This is a genomic window from Streptomyces sp. NPDC001406 (genome assembly GCF_042895285.1).
GTDB lineage: Bacteria > Actinomycetota > Actinomycetes > Streptomycetales > Streptomycetaceae > Streptomyces.
This window is the reverse complement of record NZ_JBIAWG010000017.1, coordinates 173,105-195,444: the sequence shown is the minus strand read 5'-3', so window position 1 is coordinate 195,444 and position 22,340 is coordinate 173,105. Positions and strand designations below refer to the sequence as shown.

19 protein-coding genes are annotated in these 22,340 nt (G+C 71.4%); 12 read left to right on the top strand and 7 right to left on the bottom strand.

The window, feature by feature from the left end:
- Positions 1 to 206: 206 nt before the first annotated feature.
- Both ACFY1J_RS35655 and map read right to left on the bottom strand, forming a co-directional pair.
- Complete coding sequence (locus tag ACFY1J_RS35655) at positions 207 to 2,873, bottom strand: ATP-dependent Clp protease ATP-binding subunit (protein WP_390732640.1); 2,667 nt, start codon at positions 2,871 to 2,873, stop codon at positions 207 to 209.
- 62 nt (positions 2,874 to 2,935) lie between these two features.
- Positions 2,936 to 3,727 (bottom strand): type I methionyl aminopeptidase, encoded by a 792-nt coding sequence (gene map / locus ACFY1J_RS35650; RefSeq protein WP_390707134.1) that lies wholly within the window; start codon positions 3,725 to 3,727, stop codon positions 2,936 to 2,938.
- A 32-nt stretch (positions 3,728 to 3,759) separates the two neighbouring features.
- Here map and ACFY1J_RS35645 point away from each other — a divergent pair, with 32 nt between their 5' ends.
- The 9 genes from ACFY1J_RS35645 to ACFY1J_RS35605 all read left to right on the top strand — a co-directional run bounded on the left by ACFY1J_RS35645 (position 3,760) and on the right by ACFY1J_RS35605 (position 15,068).
- The gene (locus tag ACFY1J_RS35645; RefSeq protein WP_390707133.1) at positions 3,760 to 4,011 is read left to right on the top strand and encodes a helix-turn-helix domain-containing protein; all 252 of its coding nucleotides are present in this window, start codon (positions 3,760 to 3,762) and stop codon (positions 4,009 to 4,011) included.
- Between the two features lie 387 nt (positions 4,012 to 4,398).
- Positions 4,399 to 5,754, top strand: a complete 1,356-nt coding sequence (locus ACFY1J_RS35640; RefSeq protein WP_390732639.1) for a hypothetical protein — start codon at positions 4,399 to 4,401, stop codon at positions 5,752 to 5,754.
- Positions 5,755 to 5,912: 158 nt separating this feature from the next.
- Entirely contained in the window at positions 5,913 to 6,755 is an 843-nt protein-coding gene (locus ACFY1J_RS35635; protein ID WP_390707131.1) for a nitrilase-related carbon-nitrogen hydrolase, read from the top strand.
- Positions 6,752 to 8,035 carry an aspartate aminotransferase family protein gene (locus ACFY1J_RS35630; RefSeq protein WP_390732638.1) on the top strand — a complete coding sequence of 428 codons (1,284 nt, stop codon included), beginning with the start codon at positions 6,752 to 6,754 and terminating at the stop codon, positions 8,033 to 8,035. Before ACFY1J_RS35635 ends, ACFY1J_RS35630 begins: the two co-directional genes overlap by 4 nt.
- 174 nt (positions 8,036 to 8,209) lie before the next feature.
- Positions 8,210 to 9,793 carry a PucR family transcriptional regulator gene (locus ACFY1J_RS35625; RefSeq protein WP_390732637.1) on the top strand — a complete coding sequence of 528 codons (1,584 nt, stop codon included), beginning with the start codon at positions 8,210 to 8,212 and terminating at the stop codon, positions 9,791 to 9,793.
- A 182-nt stretch (positions 9,794 to 9,975) separates the two neighbouring features.
- Complete coding sequence (locus ACFY1J_RS35620; protein ID WP_390707128.1) at positions 9,976 to 10,818, top strand: nitrilase-related carbon-nitrogen hydrolase; 843 nt, start codon at positions 9,976 to 9,978, stop codon at positions 10,816 to 10,818.
- A 139-nt stretch (positions 10,819 to 10,957) separates the two neighbouring features.
- A complete protein-coding gene (gene hydA, locus ACFY1J_RS35615; RefSeq protein ID WP_390732636.1) occupies positions 10,958 to 12,361 on the top strand; it encodes a dihydropyrimidinase in 1,404 nt (467 codons plus the stop codon).
- A gap of 11 nt (positions 12,362 to 12,372) precedes the next feature.
- Positions 12,373 to 13,392 carry a TIGR03842 family LLM class F420-dependent oxidoreductase gene (locus ACFY1J_RS35610; protein ID WP_390732635.1) on the top strand — a complete coding sequence of 340 codons (1,020 nt, stop codon included), beginning with the start codon at positions 12,373 to 12,375 and terminating at the stop codon, positions 13,390 to 13,392.
- Positions 13,393 to 13,535: 143 nt separating this feature from the next.
- Complete coding sequence (locus ACFY1J_RS35605; RefSeq protein WP_390707125.1) at positions 13,536 to 15,068, top strand: NCS1 family nucleobase:cation symporter-1; 1,533 nt, start codon at positions 13,536 to 13,538, stop codon at positions 15,066 to 15,068.
- A 27-nt stretch (positions 15,069 to 15,095) separates the two neighbouring features.
- On the opposite strand, the gene ACFY1J_RS35600 is transcribed toward ACFY1J_RS35605, so the two are convergent.
- Together ACFY1J_RS35600 and ACFY1J_RS35595 are read right to left on the bottom strand one after the other, a co-directional pair.
- Positions 15,096 to 15,764, bottom strand: a complete 669-nt coding sequence (locus ACFY1J_RS35600) for a hypothetical protein (RefSeq protein WP_390707124.1) — start codon at positions 15,762 to 15,764, stop codon at positions 15,096 to 15,098.
- Positions 15,765 to 15,924: 160 nt separating this feature from the next.
- On the bottom strand, positions 15,925 to 16,917 hold the full coding sequence (locus ACFY1J_RS35595) for a carboxymuconolactone decarboxylase family protein (RefSeq protein WP_390732634.1): 993 nt from the start codon (positions 16,915 to 16,917) through the stop codon (positions 15,925 to 15,927).
- A gap of 167 nt (positions 16,918 to 17,084) precedes the next feature.
- Between ACFY1J_RS35595 and ACFY1J_RS35590 the strand changes: the two genes are divergently transcribed.
- From ACFY1J_RS35590 to ACFY1J_RS35580, 3 genes are all read left to right on the top strand, one after another.
- Complete coding sequence (locus ACFY1J_RS35590) at positions 17,085 to 18,191, top strand: sensor histidine kinase (RefSeq protein ID WP_390732633.1); 1,107 nt, start codon at positions 17,085 to 17,087, stop codon at positions 18,189 to 18,191.
- Entirely contained in the window at positions 18,188 to 18,862 is a 675-nt protein-coding gene (locus ACFY1J_RS35585) for a response regulator (RefSeq protein ID WP_390732632.1), read from the top strand. The genes ACFY1J_RS35590 and ACFY1J_RS35585 overlap by 4 nt, the downstream gene beginning before the upstream one ends.
- Positions 18,863 to 18,952: 90 nt before the next feature.
- On the top strand, positions 18,953 to 19,759 hold the full coding sequence (locus tag ACFY1J_RS35580; protein WP_390707120.1) for an SDR family NAD(P)-dependent oxidoreductase: 807 nt from the start codon (positions 18,953 to 18,955) through the stop codon (positions 19,757 to 19,759).
- A gap of 203 nt (positions 19,760 to 19,962) precedes the next feature.
- On the opposite strand, the gene ACFY1J_RS35575 is transcribed toward ACFY1J_RS35580, so the two are convergent.
- From ACFY1J_RS35575 to ACFY1J_RS35565, 3 genes are all read right to left on the bottom strand, one after another.
- A complete protein-coding gene (locus tag ACFY1J_RS35575) occupies positions 19,963 to 21,105 on the bottom strand; it encodes an MAB_1171c family putative transporter (protein ID WP_390732631.1) in 1,143 nt (380 codons plus the stop codon).
- Positions 21,092 to 21,547: a regulator component gene (locus ACFY1J_RS35570; protein WP_390707118.1), complete on the bottom strand. Its 456-nt coding sequence runs from the start codon at positions 21,545 to 21,547 to the stop codon at positions 21,092 to 21,094. The genes ACFY1J_RS35575 and ACFY1J_RS35570 overlap by 14 nt, the downstream gene beginning before the upstream one ends.
- Positions 21,548 to 21,663: 116 nt before the next feature.
- Positions 21,664 to 22,116: a hypothetical protein gene (locus ACFY1J_RS35565; RefSeq protein ID WP_363294644.1), complete on the bottom strand. Its 453-nt coding sequence runs from the start codon at positions 22,114 to 22,116 to the stop codon at positions 21,664 to 21,666.
- Between the last annotated feature and the right edge of the window lie 224 nt (positions 22,117 to 22,340).

Sequence of the window (22,340 nt, the reverse complement as noted above, 5' to 3'; positions counted from 1 at the left end):
CCTGGCTCGCGCCGGGCGCAAGCCGCTTGGGGGGTACCCGGCGCCCGCGGCTCGGCTGGGGGTCCGGCGTGTGCGGCACGGCTTGCGTGCCTGGCGTCTCCCCGGCCGGCCCTGCCACCCGGAGGCCGGGGCCGGCTCGGGTGTGCGATGGCCCCGGGCGGCTCACGAGTCCGGTGCTTCCCCCGGGGCGCCTGCGCCCTGCGCGGTCACCGGCCGTCCTGGTCCCCAGGCGTAGGTGAGTCGGCCTCCGTGTCTGCCGCCGCGGGTCCGGTCGGCGCTTCGGGTGATTCCCGGGTTGTCTGCACATCCGGGGCTGCCCCGCCCGGCTCCGCGGCCGGTGTCGGTGGTGGCTGTTCGGTCGGCCGGGCGTGGAACGTCAGGCGGCTGTCCGCCACGTCCACCGTCACCCGGCTGCCCTCGGTGATCGTGCCGTCGAGCAGGAGGCGGGAGAGCTGGTTGTCGACCTCGCGCTGGATGGTGCGGCGCAGCGGCCGGGCGCCGTACTCCGGCTGGTGGCCGCGCTCCGCGAGCCAGCCGACGGACGCGTCGGTGAACGCGACCGTGATGCCCTGGGCGTGCAGCAGCCGACGGGTGCGCTCCAGGAGCAGGTCGGTGATCTGCCGCAGCTGCTCGGCGGTGAGCTGGTGGAAGACGACGATCTCGTCGATGCGGTTGAGGAACTCCGGCCGGAAGTGCTCGCGCAGCGGCCGCAGGATCCGTTCGCGCCGCGCCTCCTCGTCGGCCTGCTCCCCGGTGCTCCCGAACCCGATGCCGGCACCCCGCCCGGTGATCGCCTCGGAGCCGAGATTGCTGGTCATCACGATGACCGTGTTGGTGAAGTCCACCGTGCGGCCCTGGGAGTCGGTGAGCCGGCCGTCGTCCAGGACCTGCAGCAGGATGTTGAAGACGTCGGGGTGCGCCTTCTCCACCTCGTCGAGCAGCAGCAGCGAGTACGGGTGCCTGCGCACCACCTCGGTGAGCTGGCCGGCCTCCTCGTGCCCGACGTACCCGGGCGGGGCGCCCACCAGCCGGGAGACCGTGTGCCGCTCCTGGTACTCGCTCATGTCGAGGCGCACCATGCGGTCCTCGCTGCCGAACAGCGCCTCGGCCAGCGCGCGGGCCAGCTCGGTCTTGCCGACGCCGGTCGGACCGAGGAACAGGAAGCTGCCGATCGGCCGGTCCGGACTGGCCAGCCCGGCCCGGGAGCGCAGGACCGCCTCGGACACCGCGGCGACCGCCTCGTCCTGCCCGATCACCCGCTGGTGCAGATGCTGCTCGAGGCCGAGCAGCCGCTCCTTCTCCTCCTGGGTGAGACGGCTGACCGGGATGTGGGTCAGCCGGGACACCACTTCGGCGATGGCCTCGGCCGTCACCTCCAGGTTCTGCCCCTCGTCGGCCTCCTCGTCGCCGCTGGACTCGGAGATCCGCTCCTTCAGCCCGGCGATGCGGTCGCGCAGCTGGGTGGCCTGCTCGTACTGCTCGTCGGCGACCGCCTGGTCCTTGTCCCGGACGAGCTGCTCGACCTCGCGCTCCATCGCGCGCACATCCGTGCCCTTGGTCCGGGCACCCAGGCGCACCCGCGCCCCCGCCTGGTCGATCAGGTCGATGGCCTTGTCCGGCAGACGGCGGTCGGTGAGATACCGGTCGGACAGCTCCACGGCGGCCACCAGGGCCTCGTCGGTGTAGCGGACCTGGTGATGGGCCTCGTAGCGGTCGCGCAGCCCGCGCAGGATCTCGATCGTGTCCTCGACCGTCGGCTCGGGCACCAGGATCGGCTGGAAGCGGCGGGCCAGCGCCGCGTCCTTCTCGATCCGGCGGAACTCCTCCAGCGTGGTCGCGCCCACGACGTGCAGTTCGCCGCGGGCCAGGGCGGGCTTGAGGATGTTGCCCGCGTCCATCGCCCCGCTCTCGCCGCCCGTCCCGGCGCCGACCACGGTGTGCAGCTCGTCGATGAAGACGATCAGCTGGCCGGAGTGGGCGCGGATCTCGCCCACGATGTTGTTCAGCCGCTCCTCGAAGTCCCCGCGGAACCGGGTCCCGGCGACCACACCGGTCAGGTCCAGGGAGACCACACGGCGGCCGATGAGTATGTCGGGCACGTCCCCGTCGGCGATCCGCTGGGCGAGCCCCTCCACGATCGCGGTCTTGCCGACGCCCGCGTCGCCGATCAGCACCGGGTTGTTCTTGCCGCGCCGGGAGAGCACCTCGATGGTCTGCTCGATCTCCTCGCCCCGCCCGATGACCGGGTCGATGCGGTCCTGCGCGGCCAGCTCGGTCAGGTCGCGGCCGTACTTGTCGAGGGTCGGCGTCGACGCGGGCCGCTGCCGGTCGGTTCCGGTGCGTGTCCGGTCGGTCTCGGGCGCGTCGGCCGGCATGCCCGTGGACGCGAAGCGGGCGCTGCCCAGGATGTGCCCGGCGGCCGAGTCCGGGTTCGCGGCGAGCGCGCTGAGCACGTGCTCCGGGCCGATGTACCCGGCACCGCTCGCCCGCGCCAGGTCGTGGGCGTCGAGCAGGGCGCGTTTGACGGCCGGGGTGAGCGAGAGCGAGGTGGGCGGCGGGACCTCGCCCGGTGGGTGCTGCACCGGGCCGGAGCGCTGGTCGATCTCCGTCGCGAGGCCGTCCGGGTCCGCGCCCGCGCGGCTCAGCAGACTCCGGGTGGGCTCGGTGGAGAGGGCCGCGCGCAGCAGGTGCTGGGTGTCCAGGTCCCGGCTGCCGTGCTCGGCGGCATACAGGGCCGCGCCACGCACGAGTTCCCTGGCCGGCTGGCTCAGCAGCCGGCCTATGTCGATGTGGCGGGGGCCCTGGGGGCCGCCTCCGCCGAAGAACCGGGACAGGAACTCACCGAAGGGGTCGGGAGGGTAGCCGTCGGTCATGACGTTCCGTTCCTTTGGTGCTCGTTCATAACACCTTGGCACGAATGGGGACGGAGGGCACCTTACGGGCGGGCCCTTCCGCCGGCCCGCCGCTCGGTGAGAATCCGGGGGCCTGTCCGGGTGATCGCCACCGTGTGTTCCACGTGTGCCGCGCGCGAGCCGTCGTTCGTGCGCAGCGTCCAGCCGTCCGATGCCTCGAAGTAGGCGTCCCGGCCGCTCGCGATCAGCATGGGCTCGATCGCCAGGACCATGCCGTGCCGCAGCGGCAGGCCCCGGCCGGGCCGGCCCTCGTTCGGCACCTCGGGGTCCTCGTGCATACGGCGGCCCACGCCGTGGCCCCCGAAGCCCTGCGGCACGCCGTATCCCGCCGCCCGGCACACCGAGCCGACGGCATGGGCGATGTCGCCGATGCGGTTGCCGACGACGGCCGCCGCGATACCCGCGGCCAGCGCCCGCTCGGCGGTGTCGATCAGTCGTACGTCCGCCGGGCGCGGCCTGCCCACGACGAAGCTGATCGCCGAGTCGCCGGCCCAGCCGTCCAGTTCCGCGCCGCAGTCGATGGAGACGAGGTCGCCGTCGCGCAGCCGGTAGCGGCCCGGGATGCCGTGGACGATCGCGTCGTTGACGGAGGCGCAGATCACGGCGGGGAAGGGGGTGGGGGCGAAGGAGGGACGGTAGCCGAGGAACGGCGAGGAGGCACCGGCCTCGCGCAGCACCTCGTGCGCCACGTCGTCCAGCTCCTTCAGTGAGACGCCGACGGCCGCGGCCGCCCGTACGGCTGTCAGGGCCCGCCCGACGACCTGGCCCGCCTCGTGCATTGCGTTGATCGACGTGTCCGTCTTCAGCTCCACCATGCCAATTACTATACCGGTATTAGAATGACGGCATGGTGCGCACCCCTCTCACCCCCGAAGAACGCGAACGCGGCGAGCGGTTCGGACGGCTGCTGCGCGAGGCCCGCGGCGACCGGAGCATGACGGACGTCGCGGCCGAGGCGGGCATCTCGGCGGAGACCCTCCGCAAGATCGAGACGGGTCGGGCTCCGACCCCGGCGTTCTTCACCATCGCCGCCCTCGCCCGCGCGCTCGGCCTGTCCATGGACGAGCTGGCGGACCAGTGCGTGCCACTGGAGGTGTGAGCCGACCCGCCCACCTCGTCGGCCGTCGGCACCGACACTCGGGCCGGTCCGCCCGTGGCCGGCGTCGTCCGGCTCCGCCCCTTTCGCAGACCGTCCGGAACCGGTCGGGCAAGCCCCGGGCCGACGAGACCGCGCAGGCAGGTGGCCGTACCCCTCCCGCCGCACGGCCGGTGTCACGATCGGGGGATCGCCTGCCGTGGGTCAAGGTTGGGGAAAGGCGCCTGACAAGCACCCTGCGCGGCCGTCGCGGCGCCTGTCGTCATCACCGAAGTGTCGCCGGGGAGAGAGATCGGTGCACTCGCACGGAAAACTCCCTGTAGCCGTCCCGTAACACGGCTCGTGTTTTCTACGGAGTCGGAGTGGCTCCGGTCTGGCGGGAGTTGGGCGATGGATGTGGATCAACTCCCCCGGCGGGTAGGGGAGTTCGTGAACTACCTGGACGGCCTGCTGGCGCGCCTGGATCAGCGTGACGGCTGGTGCGGGGTGTTCTGGCAGCGTGATCCGGACGGCATGCAGGCCTGTCTCGAAGGGCGCGAGGTGCCCCCGTGGGACGTGGTGGACGCGCTGCTGCGGGACCTCGCGGCGGCATACGGCAGCGGGGCGGCCGAAGTGGAGGCGGAGCGGGCCCGGGCGTTGCACAGGGCCGCGCTCACCGCGTACGACGCCCGGCCGGGCGGCCGTGACGCCCTCGGGGACCGGCTCGACGTCATGCTCCGCGAGCAGCGGTACGCGGCCGAACGGCAGGCGGAACTGGGCCGGTTGCTGGCGTCCGTGACCACCCCGGAGGAGGCCGAAGCCATCCGGGTCGACCTGGCCTGGGCCCGCGACGACCATGAACGGGCGACTGCCCGGTGCGCCGAACTCCGGTCCCGCATGGCCGAGTCGGACCGGCGTGGAGCCGACGGGGGCCCGGCCCCGTACGGCGACGCGGCCCCCGCACCCACCCCGCCCCCGGAGACCGTGCCGACGCCCCTCCCCACTCCCGCCTCCGCTCCCGCTCCCGCCCCCGCCAAGCAGCGCAAACGCCGCCGCGGCAGTGCCCGCTTCGCCGGGATGGCCGAGGACGAGGCGGCGCCCGTCGTCGTACCGCAGGCCCCCGTGCCGTCGCCGCCCGCACCGGACGCCGCCGGGGGCCGGACCCCGCGAGGTGCCCGGTTCGCCGGGGCCGCCGAGCCGGTGGACCGGAGGCGGCCGAAGGTGGAGCCGCCGGACGCGGAGGCAATGCGGGCCGTCGCCGGGGTCGTGGCGACGATCGAGCGGCTGCGCGGCGAGGGCCGTACGGGCGAGGCGCACGCCCTGCTGGCCGATATCGCCCACTGGCCCGCGCCCCGCCTCCCCCTGCTCGCCGCGGAACTGCAGCGCACCGGGCTCGGCGCCGACTGGGCGACCCTGCTCTGGGAGGCCGCCTCGCTGCCCGCCGGCCGACTGGTCGCGGCCGCCGACGCACTGGTCGCGGCCGGCCGCGTCGAAGACGGACAGCAGATCCTGCGCCAGGGCGTCGTACGGCCCGCCACGGAGATAGGCGAGGCCGTGCTGGCGCTGGCCGCCGAGGGGCGCACCCGCGAGGTGCGTGCCCTGCTCGACGCGTACGTCCGTATGCGCACCCCGGAGGAGGCGGTCCGCAGCGTCGCCCCCGACCCGCAGCGGCTCGTACCGCTCCTGCTGGAGGCCGCCCGGGGCGTCTCCGACGAGCGCCACTGGGACCTGGTCCACGCCCTCCGTGTGGCCGGTCGGTCCGCCTGAACGGGCCCGCGACTCACCCACTGGAGTGTGAAACGTGATCGACTCCGCGGGTTAACGGCGATGGTCTTGGCAAGGCTCTCCCCGAGGCTTACGTTCGTCCCTCTACGGCCTGCGTCTACGGGCGTAGAGGCTCTGACGACCCGCCGAAGGAGCAGCGCATGGCCAACGTCGTACGTGCCGCCCTGGTCCAGGCCACCTGGACCGGCGACACCGAGTCCATGGTGGCGAAACACGAGGAGCACGCCCGCGAGGCGGCCCGCCGGGGTGCGAAGATCATCGGATTCCAGGAAGTCTTCAACGCCCCCTACTTCTGCCAGGTCCAGGAGCCGGAGCACTACCGCTGGGCCGAGCCGGTGCCCGACGGCCCGACCGTGCGTCGTATGCAGGAGCTCGCCCGCGAGACCGGCATGGTGATCGTGGTCCCCGTCTTCGAGGTCGAGCAGTCCGGCTTCTACTACAACACCGCGGCCGTGATCGACGCCGACGGAACCTTCCTCGGCAAGTACCGCAAGCACCACATCCCGCAGGTCAAGGGCTTCTGGGAGAAGTACTACTTCAAGCCGGGCAACGCCGGCTGGCCCGTCTTCGACACCGCCGTGGGCAAGGTCGGCGTCTATATCTGCTATGACCGGCACTTCCCGGAGGGCTGGCGGCAACTCGGCCTGAACGGCGCACAGTTGGTCTACAACCCGTCCGCCACCTCCCGCGGTCTGTCCGCCTATCTGTGGCAGCTGGAGCAGCCCGCGGCCGCCGTCGCCAACGAGTACTTCGTCGCCGCCATCAACCGGGTCGGACGGGAGGAGTACGGGGACAACGACTTCTACGGCACGAGCTACTTCGTCGACCCGCGCGGGCAGTTCGTGGGCGAGACCGCCAGCGACAAGGCGGAGGAACTCGTCGTCCGCGACCTCGACTTCGACCTGATCGAGGAAGTCCGGCAGCAGTGGGCGTTCTACCGCGACCGGCGCCCCGACGCGTACGAAGGGCTGGTGCGGCCATGAGCGACCTCTACGACCGCCATCGCAACGTCCTCCCCGACTGGCTGGCCCTCTACTACGAGGACCCGCTCGAACTCACCCACGGCGAGGGCCGGTACGTCTGGGACGCCGACGGCAACCGGTACCTCGACTTCTTCGGCGGCATCCTCACCACGATGACCGCGCACGCGCTGCCCGAAGTGACCAAGGCGGTGAGCGAGCAGGCCGGGCGGATCCTGCACTCCTCGACCCTCTACCTCAACCGGTCGATGGTCGAACTCGCCGAGCGCATCGCCCAGTTGAGCGGAATCCCGAACCCCCGCGTCTTCTTCACCACCTCCGGCACCGAGGCCAACGACACCGCCCTGCTGCTCGCCACCACCTACCGGCGGAGCAACACGATCCTGGCGATGCGCAACAGCTACCACGGCCGCTCCTTCAGCGCGGTCGGCATCACCGGCAACCGCAGCTGGTCCCCGACCTCGCTGTCCCCGCTCCAGACGCTGTACGTCCACGGAGGCGTGCGCACGCGCGGCCCGTTCGCCGAGCTGAGCGACCCCGAGTTCATCGCGGCCTGTGTGGCGGACCTCAGGGACCTGCTCGGCCACGCCCGTCCGCCGGCGGCGCTGATCGCCGAGCCCATCCAGGGCGTCGGCGGCTTCACCTCACCGCCCGACGGGCTGTACGCGGCCTTCCGGCAGGTGCTCCAGGAGCAGGGCATCCTGTGGATCGCCGACGAGGTGCAGACCGGCTGGGGGCGCACCGGCGAGCACTTCTGGGGCTGGCAGGCGCACGGCCAGAGCGGGCCGCCGGACATGCTCACCTTCGCCAAGGGCATCGGCAACGGCGCGTCCGTCGGCGGGGTCGTCGCCCGCGCCGAGATCATGAACTGCCTCGACGCCAACAGCATTTCCACCTTCGGCGGCACCCAGATCACCATGGCCGCGGGGCTCGCCAACCTCAACTACCTCCTGGAACACGACCTCCAGGGCAACGCCCGGCGCGTCGGCGGACTGCTCATCGAGCGGCTGCGGGGCGTTGCCGCGCAGCTCCCCGGCGTACGGGAGGTGCGCGGACGAGGACTGATGATCGGCGTCGAGCTGGTGCGGCCGGGTACCGACGAGGCCGACCCGCGAGCCGCCTCCGCGGTCCTGGAGGCGGCCCGCGAGGGCGGGCTGCTCATCGGCAAGGGCGGCGGCCACAACACCAGCGCGCTGCGCATCGCACCGCCGCTGTCGCTGACCGTCGCGGAGGCCGAGGAGGGCGCCACGATCCTCGAACGCGCTCTGAGGAGCACCTTCTAGGGGGTGTCGTTTGGATCAGGCCGGCCGTGACGAACAGTGCGGACTCGCCGACCCGAGCGGGGTCATGGGGGTCCCCCTGCTCGAAGAGCTTGGGGCAGTGCGCGCCAGGGCCCGCGACGCCGGGATGATCCGAACGAGACCCCCTGGCCCCGACCTGGACAAGGGAAGACCGGCATGACCACCACCTTGGAGCCCTGGGGAATCGCAGAGGAACCCGAACCCGCCCTGTCGGTCCGTCAGGTCCTCGGCCTGGAACGGGTACTGGCCGGAGAGCCCGAGGTGGTGGCCGGCGCCGGTCAGCTGGACCGGCTTGTGCGCTGGGTGCACGTGGCCGAGGCCGCCGACGTCGGCGTGATGCTCACCGGTGGCGAGATGGTGCTCACCACCGGGGTGCTGCTCGCCGGTGACGAGGCCAAGCAGGCCGAGTACATCCAGTCGCTGCACCGCGCGGAGGCCGCGGCCGTGGTGCTCGGCCTCGGCCGGGCGTTTCCGGCCCCGCCGGACGTGATGCGCCGGGCCGCCGAACGGTGCGGGCTGCCCATGATCGTCCTGCACCGGCCCTTCCCGTTCGCCGAGCTGACGGAGGAGGTCCAGTCCCGGCTGGTCCGCCGGAAGTTCGCGGCCGTCAGTCTCTCGGAGTCCGTACGGACGGCCCTGACCGGGCTCATCACCGCGGGCGCCCCGCTGCAGCACCTGCTCGACGAGGTGGCCCAGCACAGCGGCTGTCCCGTCGTCGCCACCAACCTCGCCCATCGCGTCCTGGCCACCGCGGGCGAGCGCTCCGCGGTGGACGACGTGCTGCGCGACTGGGAGCGCATCGCCCGGCAGGCGGGCGGCAGCGAGGGCGACGGCTGGATCCGCGCCGAGCTGGGCGGACGCGGGGAACGCTGGGGATGGATCGTGCTGTGCGGGTACCGGGGCGACACGGCCACCGGGCGGCTGCTCGCCGACCGGGCCGCCGAGGCGCTCGTCCTGCACCGCATGCTCGGCGACGGCTCCGCCCACACCTGGGAGGAGCAGTCGGCGCAGAGCCTGCTGACCGACCTGGTCTCCGGTGTCGTACCGGCCCGGCAACTGCTGCCCCGGGCCCGGGCCGCCGGACTGCCGGTCAACCGGCGGGCCTTCGTACCCCTGGTCGTACGGGACTGTGAACCCGCCCAACTCGACCGCGTGCTGCGGATGCTGGGCCTCCCGGGGCTCGTCGCCGAACTCGCCGACGGTGCCACCGCCGTGCTGCTCAGCCTCGCCCGGGACCAGGACGCCGAGGCCCTCGCGGCGCACTTCGCGGCGCGGCTGCGCACCGAGTCCGATCAGGCCCGTACGGTCGTCGCCGCGGCCGGCCCGCGCACCGTCTGGGACGACGTCCCGGCCGGACTGCGCGAGGCCCAGCATGTCGCCGACGCTGTCGCCGACTCCTCGGACGCCCTGGACCTCCCGGCCGTCGTACGCCTCAAGGACGTCCATCTGCGCGGTCTGATCCGGCTGCTGCGCGACGACCCGCATGTGCAGTCCTTCGCGGAGCGGGAGCTGGACGGGCTGCTGTGCGATCCCGGCCAGAATCTGCTCGACGTGCTGCGGACCTACCTCGCCACGGGCCGCAACAAGTCCCGCACCGCCCAGCTCCACCATGTCTCCCGGCCCGCGCTCTACCGCCGTCTGGAGGCGATACAGACGCGGCTGGGCGTCGACCTCGACGACTTCGAGCAGGCGGCGTCGGTGCACATCGCGCTGCTCGCGCATGACGCGCAACAGGGCTGAAACAAACCATGACCTGGGAAAACGGCGGTGAAACATGGGTCGACGAAGTCGTGACACCGTGACACGCCGAACGCCCGCAGACGTGACACGCTGCAACTCAAAGCCTGCTTTCGGACTTTCTAGGCTCCTGGGGCGGGCGCCGGAGGCGCCCGCCCCAGCACACCGAGCGACCGGAGGTCCCGATGAGCAGAGTGATCCGTGCCGCCCTCTTCCAGACCGCCTGGACCGGCGACAAGGAATCGATGATCCAGGTACACGAGCAGGCGGCCCGCGACGCGGCGGCGCAGGGTGCTCAGGTCCTGTGCTTCCAGGAGCTGTTCTACGGACCGTACTTCTGCCAGGTGCAGGACAAGGCCTTCTACGAGTACGCCGAGGGGATCCCCGACGGGCCGATCGTCAAGCGCTTCCAGGCGCTGGCCAGGGAACTGGGCATCGTCCTCGTGCTGCCCATGTACGAGGAGGAGCAGCCGGGCGTCCTCTACAACACCGCGGCCGTGATCGACGCGGACGGCTCGTACCTCGGCAAGTACCGCAAGCACCACATCCCGCAGGTCCCCGGCTTCTGGGAGAAGTTCTACTTCCGTCCCGGCAACAGCGGCTGGCCCGTCTTCGACACCGCCGTCGGCCGGATCGGCGTCTACATCTGCTACGACCGCCACTTCCCGGAGGGCTGGCGCGCCCTGGGCCTCGCGGGCGCCGAGATCGTCTTCAACCCGTCGGCCACCTCGCGCGGACTCTCCCGCTATCTGTGGCAGCTGGAGCAGCCGGCGGCGGCCGTGGCCAACGAGTATTTCGTCGGCGCGATCAACCGGGTCGGTGTGGAGGACCTGGGCGACAACGACTTCTACGGCACGACCTACTTCGTCGACCCGGAGGCCCAGTTCGTCGGCGAGGTGGCGAGCGACAAGGAGACCGAACTCGTCGTCCGCGACCTGGATCTGGCCAAACTCCGCGAGGTCCGCGACCGCTGGCAGTTCTACCGGGACCGCCGTCCGGAAGCATATGGCCCGCTGACAGCACCGTGACCGATGCAGTTCCCCGCGCCCTGAAGGGGCGCGGGGCTGCATTCAACATGCGGCTACCGCCGCGTGGGCGCGACCAGCCACAGATGACCCGCACCATTTCCACCGTCCCCCAGCGGAGCGTCAAGGCAGGAGAGGGAGTATGAGCAGGCCTACCGTCATCCGAGGCGGTCTCGTCATCACCGCGTCCGACGAGATCCACGCCGACGTCCTGATCGAGGACGGCCGTATCGCCGCCCTCGCCGCCTCCGGCACCCCGGCCGCCGAGGCGTTCAGCGCCGAGCGGGTCATCGACGCCACCGGGAAGTACGTGATCCCGGGCGGGGTCGACGCCCACACCCATATGGAGCTGCCGTTCGGCGGCACCTTCGCCTCCGACACCTTCGAGACCGGCACCCGGGCCGCCGCCTGGGGCGGTACGACCACGATCGTCGACTTCGCCGTGCAGAGCGTCGGCCACACCCTGCGCGAGGGCCTCGACACCTGGCACGCCAAGGCCGAGGGCAACTGCGCGATCGACTACGGCTTCCACATGATCGTCTCCGATGTGAACCAGGAGACGCTCAAGGAGATGGACCTCCTCGTCGAGGAGGGCGTGACCAGCTTCAAGCAGTTCATGGCCTACCCGGGCGTCTTCTACTCCGACGACGGCCAGATCCTGCGCGCCATGCAGCGCTCCGCCGAGAACGGCGGACTGATCATGATGCACGCCGAGAACGGCATCGCGATCGACGTCCTGGTCGAACAGGCCCTGGCCCGGGGCGAGACCGACCCGCGCTACCACGGAGAGGTGCGCAAGGCGCTGCTGGAGGCGGAGGCCACCCACCGTGCCATCCGGCTCGCGCAGGTCGCCGGCGCGCCCCTGTACGTCGTCCACGTCTCGGCGACGGAGGCGGTCGCCGAGCTGGCCCGGGCGCGCGACGAGGGGCTGAACGTCTTCGGCGAGACCTGCCCGCAGTATCTGTTCCTGTCCACGGACAACCTGGCCGAGCCCGACTTCGAGGGCGCCAAGTACGTGTGCAGCACCCCGCTGCGGCCCAAGGAGCACCAGGCCCAGCTCTGGAAGGGCCTGCGCACCAACGATCTGCAGGTGGTCTCCACCGACCACTGCCCCTTCTGCTTCGTGGGCCAGAAGGAGCTGGGCCGCGGCGACTTCTCCAAGATCCCCAACGGTCTTCCGGGCGTGGAGAACCGTATGGACCTGCTCCACCAGGCCGTCGTCGACGGGCACATCTCGCGCCGCCGCTGGATCGAGATCGCCTGTGCCACCCCGGCCCGGATGTTCGGCATGTATCCGAAGAAGGGCACCATCACGCCGGGCGCCGACGCCGACGTCGTCATCTACGACCCGCACGCCGAGCAGATCGTGTCCGCCGAGACGCACCACATGAACGTCGACTACTCGGCCTACGAGGGCAGGCGCCTCACCGGCCGTGTGGAGAGCGTGCTCTCGCGCGGCGAACTCGTCATCACCGAGCGGGAGTACACCGGACACGCCGGTCACGGCGTCTACACCCCGCGCTCCACCTGTCAGTACCTCAACTAGGAGTGGCGCCCATGGACTTCGGACTCGTCCTGCAGACCGACCCGCCGGCCTCCCGTGTCATCAGCCTGATGCAGCGGGCCGAGCGCAACGGCTTCACCTACGGCTGGACCTTCGACTCCGCCGTGCTGTGGCAGGAGCCGTTCGTGATCTACAGCCAGATCCTCTCCAACACCTCGAAGCTGACGGTCGGCCCGATGGTCACCAACCCGGGCACCCGCACCTGGGAGGTCACCGCCTCCACCTTCGCCACGCTCAACGACATGTTCGGCAACCGCACGGTCTGCGGCATCGGCCGCGGCGACTCGGCGATGCGGGTCGCGGGCCGCAAGCCCAACACCCTGGCCCGGATCAGCGAGGCCATGAAGGTCATCCGCGCGCTGGGCCGCGGCGACGAGGCCGACCTCGGCGGCGCGGTGGTGAGGTTCCCGTGGATCAAGCCGGGCGCCGAAGTCCCCGTGTGGATGGCCGCGTACGGCCCCAAGGCGCTGAAGATGACCGGTGAGGAGGCCGACGGGTTCATCCTGCAGCTGGCGGACCTCTATCTGACCGAGTACATGGTCAAGGCCGTGAAGGACGCGGCGGTGGCCGCCGGACGCGACCCGTCCGAGGTGAGGATCTGCGTCGCCGCCCCCGCGTACGTCACCGAGGACGACTCGCCCGAGGCGCTCGCCCACGCCCGCGACCAGTGCCGCTGGTTCGGCGGAATGGTCGGCAACCACGTGGCCGACCTGGTCTCCAAGTACGGCGAGCACTCCGCCCAGGTGCCCGACGAACTCACCGACTACATCAAGTCACGCGAGGGGTACGACTACGCGCACCACGGGCGCAGCGGCAACCCCGACACGGAGTTCGTGCCCGACGAGATCGTCGACCGGTTCTGCCTCATCGGGCCGGCCGCGAAGCACATCGAGAAGCTCCAGGCACTGCGCGAGCTGGGCGTCGACCAGTTCGCGGTGTACGACATGCACGACGCACAGGAAACCACCATCGACGCCTACGGCGCGCAGGTGATCCCGGCCCTCAACGGCTGACCGTCCCCCTTCCCCGCGATCTCCCCCTTCCCGCTCTCCAGGGAAGGGGGCCCAGGGCGCTCCCTGCTCCTGCGTCATCGGGCGCGCACCCCCCTCGGACCCGCACGGCCTCTCCCGTCCCACCTTCTCCGATTGGCCTGCCCATGACCGACACCGCTCCCACAGCGATACCGTTGACCGCTCAAGTCACCCTCGCCGACGGCCGGGTGGAGATCGCCCCCGGTGCGCCGCAGCCCAGCGGCCCGTACGCCAACGAGGACCTGCTCCCGGTCCCCGTCTCGCGGCGCACCTGGACCACGTACAACTTCTCCGCGCTGTGGGTCGGCATGGCCCACAACACGGCCTCCTGGACCCTGGCCTCCGGGCTCATCGCGGTGGGCATGGACTGGAAGCAGGCCGTGTTCACCATCGCGCTTGCCAATGTGATCGTGCTGGTCCCGATGCTGCTGACCGGGCACGCGGGACCGAAGTACGGCATCCCCTTCCCGGTCTTCGCCCGCGCCGGCTTCGGCGTCCGCGGCGCCAACCTCCCCGCCGTCGTACGGGCGTTGGTGGCGTGCGGCTGGTTCGGCATCCAGACCTGGATCGGCGGCGAGGCCATCTACTTCCTGGCCGGGAAGCTGATCGGCGACAGCTGGACGGGCGCCTCGACGATCGGCGGCTACGCCTGGACCATGTGGCTGTCGTTCGCGATCTTCTGGGTGATCCAGGTCGCGATCATCTACCGGGGCATGGAGACGATCCGCCGCTTCGAGAACTGGGCGGCGCCCTTCGTGCTGGTCGGCGCGTTCGTGATGCTGGTCTGGATGAGCAACAAGGCGGGCGGCGTCGGACCCCTCTTCGACCAGCCCTCCCAGCTCGGCTGGGGCGGGGACTTCTGGAAGCTGTTCTGGCCGTCCCTGATGGGCATGATCGGCTTCTGGTCCACTCTGTCCCTGAACATCCCGGACTTCACCCGTTACGGCAAGAGCCAGAAGGCGCAGACGTGGGGTCAGGCCCTCGGTCTGCCGACGACGATGACCCTGTTCGCCTTCCTCTCCGTGCTGGTCACGTCCGGTTCGCAGGCCGTGTACGGCAAGCCGGTGTGGGACCCGGTCCAGCTGGCCGCCAAGACCGACAACGTGGTGGGTCTGCTCTACGCCCTGGTCACCGTCCTGGTGGCGACACTGTCCGTGAACATCGCGGCCAACCTGGTCTCGCCCGCGTTCGACTTCTCCAACGTCGCGCCCCGGAGGATCAGTTTCCGCACCGGTGCCCTCGCCACCTGTGTCCTCGGTGTGCTGATCTTCCCCTGGAAGCTGTACTCCGACCCGCAGGGCTACATCTTCACCTGGCTCGGACTGGTCGGCGGTCTGCTCGGCACGGTCGCGGGCATCCTCATCGCGGACTACTGGATCCTGCGCCGCACCCGCCTCGACCTCACCGACCTGTACCGCTCCGGTGGGCGCTACTGGTACGCGGGCGGCTGGAACTGGCGGGCGGTCGTGGCCTTCCTGGCCGGCGGTGTGCTGGCCGTCGGCGGCGCCAGCTTCAAGCCGCTGATCGACGGCAGACCGATCCCGGCGCTCTCCTCCCTGGCCGACTACGGCTGGGCGGTCGGTCTTGGCACGTCACTCGTGCTGTATCTGACGCTGATGCTGCTGACCGGCGGCCGGAAGGAGGAGGCCGCCGTCTGACGGCGAACGCTCCGGCGCAAAGGGCGGTCAGTTCTTCTGGCCGCCCTCCAGTGCCGCGACCGCGTCCTTGGCGGCCTTGATGGCGCCCTTGTTGATCACGTCCGAGTCGGGTGCCTTCTTCGTCTCGAAGTCACTGCCGTTGTACGTGACGACGACGAGCGCGTTGGAGACACGGGCGATCACCACGCCCTCGCGCGTCTGCTGCTTGTCCTCCGTGGTCACGTTCACCACGGAGTAGGCGGAGTCGCCCAGGCCCGGAACATCCCCTCCGCCGCTTTTCTCCCCGATGCGATTCTTGTACTGCTTCTGTGCTATTTCGTCGGAGTCGGCTATCTCGTAGGAGACATCGAGCCAGCGGTAGTCGTACCCCTTGAGCGCGTTCCAGGAGCAGGTGCGGCGCAGCTTCGTGTCCGTCGACGGGATCTCCTTGCCGGCCGTCTTGGCCCCCGGCACCAGGGAGGTGATGGTCTTGACCGCCACGCTGGTGCAGGGCGCGGGCGCCCCGGCGAAGCTCTTCGACACCGCCTTCGACGACGGGGCGGTGGGCGACTGGGTGGCCGTCTTCTGGTCCGACCGGTGCTCGGCCGCCGGTGTCGCGGCGAACGGACCGGACGCCAGCGCCCAACCTGCCGTGGCGAGCACGGCGACCGGCGACAGACGTGCGGTCAGAGCGAGCGGCAGAGGAAGATCACGCACGGGCGCACTTCTCGTGGGGGAGGGGGTGCGGAGGGAGTCCACACTGCGGACGGGACGCCAGTGTCACACGACTCTCTGTGAGGCGGTAGTGAAAACTCGCTCCGTGCCTGCGTGGTGACGCTGGAGTGCTGACGGGCCGTGCGCCCGAGCGTCGGCGAGTTCATGGGCGGTGTTCGAGAGCAAGGGCGCTCTCGATGCGGTCGACGGCGGCGAACGCGCCGTATGCGACGAGATGCACCAGACAGTGGTCGGTGTGCTCCGGACGGCGCCAGGCCGCCACGTCCTCGCCCGTGACCCGGTACGGCGCCAGCGCGGCAAGCAGCGCCAGGCGCGCGGCCGGACGCTCGGCACGGTCCGGCAGGGCGGGCCAGGCGATCGGTGGGTGCGAGCCGTCCCAGGCGCGCACGGTGTCATGTACGAGGGCCCGGTCCTCGGCGTCGAGGAGGCCCGCGCCCGCGGCGGCGGCCGTGCGCAGGGCGGAGTAGGCGGGGCCCACGGCCGTCCCCGCCGCCCAGTCCGGACCGGGGCCGGGGTCGTCGAGCAGCGGGAGCGCGGCACCGGGACGGGCGGTGCGGCGCACGGTCCTGGCCATCGTGCGGCCCGCCAGGCTCCGTACCGGGCGCAGCCGTTGGGCGCCGGCCGGGAGCAGATTCTCGGTCAGCAGGGCCGACACGATGCGATTGATGAAGTGGAACGCCAGCGCCGTGCCCAGATACGCGGGGGCGTGCTCGCGCGGGAACGGGAACGGCTCCAGGCCGGCGCCCGGGACACGGGTGCGCTGCCCCCAGTCCAGCACGCGCGCGTGCTCCTCGTTCTCCGGTGCCCGCCCGCGCGCCAGTTGCTCGGCGAGCGCGTGGTCGCCGGTGGCGTGCAGCAGCACGGTGTGTGCGTCCACGCAGAAGGGGCACCGGTTGGCGAGCGACACCCCGAGGGCGGCCAGCTCCTTGCCGGTACGGCTGCCGGGACCGGCGATGAGCGACTCGCGCAACAGCGCCCAGGCCGGGGCGAGGAGTTCGGGTGCGGAGGACAGGACGACGAAGGTGACCGGTTTGTTGATGCCGAAGTCCAGGGCGAGTTGCGCGTATACCTCGGCGACGCGGCCGGTGGCGGACCTGGGTGGTGGCGGCTGGGTGAAACGGAAGGCTGTGGACATGGGCAGCAGAGTGCAACGCGGGGGCGGCTTTGGTCGTCGTACGCCCGAAGACAGCCTGCGCTGCGCCGAAGAGGCCCGGTGGCGCGGTGGACTACTGCCGGGGGAGTAGTCCGGGTTCCGTCCACAGGGCCGACGCGGCTGTCGGCGCGGACGTCTAGGGTGCGGACATGGGCGGGCCACTGGTCACACGCAGGCGTCTCGCCGACGCGGCCCTCGCGGTCGTGGTCGGCGTACTCGTCGTGACCACGGCCGCCTTCGACACGGGCACGACGGCCGTCGACTACGCGCTGCTCGCGGTGGGTTGCGCGGCTCTGGCCTGCTATCGCGCCGCACCGCGCGCGGTGCTGGCCGTGACGACGGCGACCGGCACGGCGTACGTCCTGCACGCCCACCCGGGGCCGCTCGCGGCCCTGCCCGTCCTGGGCGCCGTGCACACGGCCGCGCGGGCCGGGCACCGGGGCCTCGCGGGCGCGGCCGGCGCGGTGTTCCTCGCCGGGTACGTGGCGACGGAGCCCGGGACCCGGGCCGTCGTCGAGCGGACCGCGCTGCTCACCGGCTGGTTCCTGTGCGCGGTGGTGACGGGCCTGGCCGACCGCAACTGGCAGGCCTATCTGCGCCAGACGGAACAGCGCGCCCAGGAGGCCGAGCGCACCAGGGAGGAAGCGGCGCTGCGCCGGGCAGGGGAGGAACGCCTGCGCATCGCCCGGGAGTTGCACGACTCGCTCACCCACAGCATCTCCATCGTCAAGCTCCAGGCAGGCGTCGCCGTGCACCTGGCACGCAAGCGCGGCGAGGAGGTGCCGCCCGCGCTGCTCGCCATCCAGGAGGCCAGCGGTGAGGCCATGCGCGAGCTGCGCGCCACGCTGGAGGTGCTGCGCACCGACGAGCCGACCGGCACACCCGCGCTGCTCGTGGAGCGCGCCCGGGCGGCCGGCCTCGCCGTCGACCTGACGGTGACCGGCGACGAACGCCCGCTGCCGACGGCCGTCGACCGGGCCGTGTACCGGATCGTCCAGGAGGCCCTCACCAACGCGGCACGGCACGCCGGGCCGGCCCGGATCCGGGTCGGACTCGACCACGGCGAGCGGGAGTTGACGGTGCGCGTGGACGACGACGGCACGAACTGCGACCCGGCCGGCCCACCGCCACCGGGCACCGGTCTCACGGGCATGCGGGAACGCGTCACGGCCCTCGGCGGCACCCTGCACGCCGCCCCGCGCGCGGAGGGCGGCTTCTCGGTGTGCGCGCGGCTGCCGCTGGGGGAGCCGGGATGAACCCGCTGATCAGAGTGGCCCTGGTGGACGACCAGGCACTGATGCGCGCCGGATTCCAGGCCCTCCTGGACGCCGAGGAGGGCATCGAGGTGGTGGGTGAGGCGGCCGACGGACACCAGGGCCTGGAGCTGATCCGGGCACAGGTGCCCGACGTCGCCCTGATCGACGTCCAGATGCCGGTGATGACGGGCATCGAGGCGACCCGGCACATCGCCGCCGACCCGGCCCTGTCCGCCGTCCGAGTGATCATCCTCACCAACTACGGCCTGGACGAGTACGTCTTCGAGGCCCTGCGCGCGGGCGCCGGGGGCTTCCTCCTCAAGGACACCGAACCGGCGGACCTGCTCCAGGCCATCGAGGTGGTCGCCCGCGGCGAGGCCCTGCTCTCCCCGTCGATCACCCGCACCCTGATCGGCGAGTTCGTCTCCCGTCCGCCGGACCGCGCCAGTGCCCCCGGCCTGGAACACCTCACCCGCCGGGAACGCGAGGTCACCGCGCTGGCCGCCCGCGGCCTCAGCAACGAGGAGATCGCCGCCCACATGGTCATCAGCCCCTTCACGGCGAAGACCCACATCAGCCGCGCGATGACAAAGCTGGGCGCCCGGGACCGGGCCCAACTGGTGGTGTTCGCCTACGAGTCGGGCCTGGTGACGGCACGCGGCCGGACTTGACCCCGCGCTGTCTCAAAGTCGTCAGGGACGGATCACCGGGATCTAGGCTCGGACGTGCTTTGTGATCCCGGAGGAGGGCGCTGAACAGCAGTGACGGACAAGCGAGTTGTCATCGTGACCGGCGGAGGTTCGGGCATCGGGGAGGCGACGGCCCGGCTGCTGAGCGAGGGCGGCCACCACGTGGTCGTCTCCGGTCGGCGCAGTGAGCCCCTGCGACGCCTCGAAGCCGAGACCGGAGTACTGGCCCATCCGTCCGACGTGGGGGACCCCGAGGCGGCCGACGGTCTCGTCCAGGCAGCCCTGGCCGCCCATGGACGACTCGACGGACTGGTGCTCAACGCGGGCATCGGGCGCGGCGGAGCCGTGGGCGACCTGTCGTTGGAGGACTGGGACGAGGTGATGCGCACCAACCTCACCGGCCCGCTGATGCTCCTGCGCGCGGCGCTCCCGCACCTGCTGGAGGCGGGCGGGGCCGTGGTCGCCGTCGCTTCGGTGTCCGCGCTGCGCAACGGCACGAGCAACGCCCCGTACGCCACCTCCAAGGCGGCGCTGCTCCAGCTCTGCCGCTCCGTCGCCGTCGACTACGGACGTCAGGGCGTGCGGGCCAACATCGTGTGCCCCGGCTGGGTACGCACCGAGATGGCCGACCGGCGCATGACGCGTTTCGCGGAGGAAGCGGGCCTTGAGGGTGGTGTGGATGCCGCCTACGACGAGGCGACCGCGCTCCTGCCCATGGGCCGGCCGGGCGAACCGCGTGAAGTCGCCGAGGCGATCGACTGGTTGCTGTCCCCGGCGGCGTCGTACGTCAACGGCTCGGTGCTCACCGTCGACGGCGGCGCGACGGCCCTCGACCCGGGGACCCTCGGCTTCGATTTCCGGATCACCCGGCGCGGCTAGGGGGTGTCGTCTGGATCAGGCCGGCTGTGACGAACGGTGCGGTCTGGCCGACCCCGAGCGGGGTCATGGGGGTGCCCCCTGGTCGAGCGAAGCCGAGAGCTTGGGGGGAGTGACGACAACGCGGCTGGGGGTCCCCCTGTTCGAAGAGCCTGGGGGAGTGCGTGCCAGGGCCCGCGACGCCGGGATGATCCAAACGACGCCCCCTAGGCTCGGTCCGACCCCGCGAGCGCTTCCGTCGTTCTCGGCCACATCCGGGCGATCCCCAGCAGTGTCGCCGGGCTGCCATGGACCACACCGGGCAGCGGGCAGGGGTCGGCAGGCGGTGCGCCCGCCAGTTTGGCGCGTCGGGCCTGGTCCAGTGCGCCGGCGAGTGCGGCCGACGTGAGGCGGTCCTCCCGCACCCCCGACTGCCGGGCGTGCCGGTGCGCCTTCTCGTAGGTGTCCGGCCTGACCCATCGCTGCAGGTCCAGGAGCGCGTCGTAGGTCTCGATGGTCTGCCGGTGTGCCTGGAGCGCCAGCGGGGAGCGCGGCCGCAGCACCTCCCGCAGTCTGGTGCGCTGCGGTCTGGCGAGGGCGACGTGGGGCACCGCCGTCATCAGGTCGCGCCACAGCGGCCACAACCGCCAGGTGGTCCGCAGGGCGTTCGCCGACCGGACGAGGGCGGTCGCGGTGGGGACCAGCAGTGATGCCGCCCGGAAGAAGCCGTGGACCCCGATGATCACCGACAGGTAGGGGAGCATGCGCGGTGTGCGGCCGTAGAGGTGCCAGAGATAGCCGAACCAGAAGACGACGGCGAGGACGCTTCCCACCGCGAACAGCCGCAGCGACCACACGAGATCGCGGTCTGCTGTGCGCATGCTGTACAGCCAGCAGACCACGAGCGCGACGGCGTCACCGACGAGGTGGGCGCCGATGAGGATCAGCCAGTAGGCGGACGCCGGATCGGCAGGCCCCTGCACGGACGCCGTTCCCGCACGCGGTTCGAGCTGCAACACGTCCAGGACGAGCAACGCGGCCAGGGCCGCAGGCAGCCCCACCGTCACGGACAGCCGCAGGCGGCGAGTCCGGGTGGGGTCGACCATGAAGAGCAGGACCAGCCCGGCGCTGAGGACGCCGATCAGATTGCGGGCCAGGGAAACCGTGTGGAGTTCGACGCCCGCGTCGGTGAGCCATGCGACGACCCTGGGCTGGAAGAGAGTGATGGCGAGGGTCGCGGCCAGGACCGTGAGCCACAGCCCCCGCTGGTGCGGCTGGAGCAGCGCGGGCCGGGCCCGCCAGAGCAGGGCGAACCACAGGGTGAGGACGCTCCACAGTCCGACCAGGGCCGCCAGCTCACTCACCGACATCGACCGTCACTCCCAGGAACGCGCCGAGCCGGCCCAGCCGGCCGCCCGCCCGGCCGGCCGTCCCGGCGCTCTGTATCAGGCTGGCGATCATCTCGGCCTCCTGCTCCTCGGCGGTCGTGTAACTGGTCCGGGCCATCAGCCGTTTGACGAGATGCGGCTGCAGACCGCTGAGGAGCCCGGCGATCGGCTCGTCGCCCTCGGCCGTGGCGCCACGGTGGTGGTCGCACAGCACATGGCCGATCTCGTGGAGGATGATGTGCTCCCGGTGCAGGGGCGCGGTCCGGGCCTCGTAGAAGACGTAGTCGGCGTCGTCCGTACCCAGCCAGAGACCGCAGGCACCGGCGATCGCCGCCTGCTCCGGCAGCTCCTTCAGAACGAGTGGGCGGCCTCTGAGTGCTTCCACCCGCTCGCAGACCGCGTCGAAGGAAAGCGACCGGGGCACTGCGAGATCGCGCAGAATCCCCGTACATCGCCGCTGTAACTCGGCATACTCGCCCGTTCGCCGCACGTGCTGTGTCACTCTCACTGGTCGTTGCCCGCTCGGCTTCCGCGGTGTTCCTATCGGCCGGAACGGTGGGGACGTCCCCCCGGGTCGGACTCCGGGGACATCGCGTTCACCACGGCGAGCAGGGCGTCCAGCCCCGCTTCCGACAGTCCGTCGGCACGGAAGGCCAGCGTGCGCACCTTGCTGTTCCCCAGAGCAACGGCGAACTCCATCTGGCGTCTCACCCGCTCGGAGACCTCCTCGTCGGTGAAGTAGTCCGGGGTGACCCCGAAATGCTCTGCCAGGACCCGGAGATGGTCGCGCGTCACGTTCCGCTTCCGGCCCGTCGCCAGTTCCCAGAGGTAGGTGGCCGAGAACGTACGCCCCGTGCTCTCGCGGATCTCCTCCGCGATCTTGCTGTACGGAGGCCGGTTGCCGCGGTAGTACGCGTTGACGATGTCCTCCAGCCGTCGGGCCAGGGACGACGGGCCTGTCGTGCCGCTGTCGGCGCTGCCGCTGCTCGTCAAGTCTCCAACTCCCGGGCGAGAGAACGCTTCCTGCCCCCAGCGGACAGGGTGTGGTTTCAACCTAAGCCGCCGACCGCCACCTTGAACACGTCCGGGGCAATGTATTCAGGCCAAAGGACGGCAGCGGCGGGCGCCAGCGGATCAGTTGACACGCTTTCATCCGCTCAGTACGGTCCCGATTGCTTGCGCAATCGCACGGTAGTCCGAACGTCATGCCGGCTGAC

Excerpts from the sequence above, each read along its gene's own strand:
- ACFY1J_RS35625 (WP_390732637.1), top strand. The coding sequence starts at position 8,210 with ATGACCACCACCTTGGAGCCCTGGGGAATCGCAGAGGAACCCGAACCC.
- ACFY1J_RS35605 (WP_390707125.1), top strand. The coding sequence starts at position 13,536 with ATGACCGACACCGCTCCCACAGCGATACCGTTGACCGCTCAAGTCACC.
- ACFY1J_RS35610 (WP_390732635.1), top strand. The coding sequence starts at position 12,373 with ATGGACTTCGGACTCGTCCTGCAGACCGACCCGCCGGCCTCCCGTGTC.
- ACFY1J_RS35575 (WP_390732631.1), bottom strand. The coding sequence starts at position 21,105 with ATGTCGGTGAGTGAGCTGGCGGCCCTGGTCGGACTGTGGAGCGTCCTC.
- ACFY1J_RS35645 (WP_390707133.1), top strand. The coding sequence starts at position 3,760 with ATGGTGCGCACCCCTCTCACCCCCGAAGAACGCGAACGCGGCGAGCGG.
- ACFY1J_RS35585 (WP_390732632.1), top strand. The coding sequence starts at position 18,188 with ATGAACCCGCTGATCAGAGTGGCCCTGGTGGACGACCAGGCACTGATG.
- hydA (WP_390732636.1), top strand. The coding sequence starts at position 10,958 with ATGAGCAGGCCTACCGTCATCCGAGGCGGTCTCGTCATCACCGCGTCC.
- ACFY1J_RS35640 (WP_390732639.1), top strand. The coding sequence starts at position 4,399 with ATGGATGTGGATCAACTCCCCCGGCGGGTAGGGGAGTTCGTGAACTAC.
- ACFY1J_RS35655 (WP_390732640.1), bottom strand. The coding sequence starts at position 2,873 with ATGACCGACGGCTACCCTCCCGACCCCTTCGGTGAGTTCCTGTCCCGG.
- map (WP_390707134.1), bottom strand. The coding sequence starts at position 3,727 with ATGGTGGAGCTGAAGACGGACACGTCGATCAACGCAATGCACGAGGCG.
- ACFY1J_RS35595 (WP_390732634.1), bottom strand. The coding sequence starts at position 16,917 with ATGTCCACAGCCTTCCGTTTCACCCAGCCGCCACCACCCAGGTCCGCC.
- ACFY1J_RS35630 (WP_390732638.1), top strand. The coding sequence starts at position 6,752 with ATGAGCGACCTCTACGACCGCCATCGCAACGTCCTCCCCGACTGGCTG.
- ACFY1J_RS35635 (WP_390707131.1), top strand. The coding sequence starts at position 5,913 with ATGGCCAACGTCGTACGTGCCGCCCTGGTCCAGGCCACCTGGACCGGC.
- ACFY1J_RS35620 (WP_390707128.1), top strand. The coding sequence starts at position 9,976 with ATGAGCAGAGTGATCCGTGCCGCCCTCTTCCAGACCGCCTGGACCGGC.
- ACFY1J_RS35590 (WP_390732633.1), top strand. The coding sequence starts at position 17,085 with ATGGGCGGGCCACTGGTCACACGCAGGCGTCTCGCCGACGCGGCCCTC.